Below are 580 nucleotides of genomic sequence, written 5' to 3'. Positions count from 1 at the left end.
TGATAAAGTATTGACTTGTACTGTAACTTCGATTGCTTTGAGTGGTTCTTCTTCGACAGCAGGAGCTACTTTTGCCTGGGTTGCCAGCAATGGCGGACACATTGTTTCAGGAGCTAATACTGCAACACCAACAGTTGATATGGCTGGTACTTATACTTTGACAGTTACTGATCCGGCAAATGGCTGTACCGCTACCGATGTTGCTTTAGTGACTCTAAATAATACAGCGCCAAATGCTAATGCAGGGGCAGATAAAGTATTGACTTGTACTGTAACTTCAATTGCTTTGAGTGGTTCTTCTTCGACAGCAGGAGCTACTTTCGCCTGGATTGCCAGCAATGGAGGGCATATTGTTTCAGGTGCAAATACAGCAACACCAACAGTTGATATGGCTGGTACTTATACTTTAACTGTTACTAATCCGGCTAATGGCTGTACCGCTACCGATGTTGCTCTAGTTACTCTGAATAATACTCCTCCTAATGCTAATGCAGGAGCTGATAAAGTATTGACTTGTACTGTAACTTCGATTGCTTTGAGTGGTTCTTCTTCGACAGCAGGAGCTACTTTTGCCTGGGTT

Annotated in this window: 1 pseudogene; it reads left to right on the top strand. The window is 43.3% G+C overall.

The annotated features are described in order from the left end of the window. Nucleotides 1–580, top strand: a pseudogene (locus B6A10_RS16295) (hypothetical protein); the annotation flags it as partial.

The sequence above is a fragment of the Flavobacterium pokkalii genome, from assembly GCF_014596575.1.
GTDB classification, from domain to species: domain Bacteria; phylum Bacteroidota; class Bacteroidia; order Flavobacteriales; family Flavobacteriaceae; genus Flavobacterium; species Flavobacterium pokkalii.
Note: the sequence above shows the minus strand (reverse complement) of the source record. Positions and strands in the feature narration are given on the sequence as shown.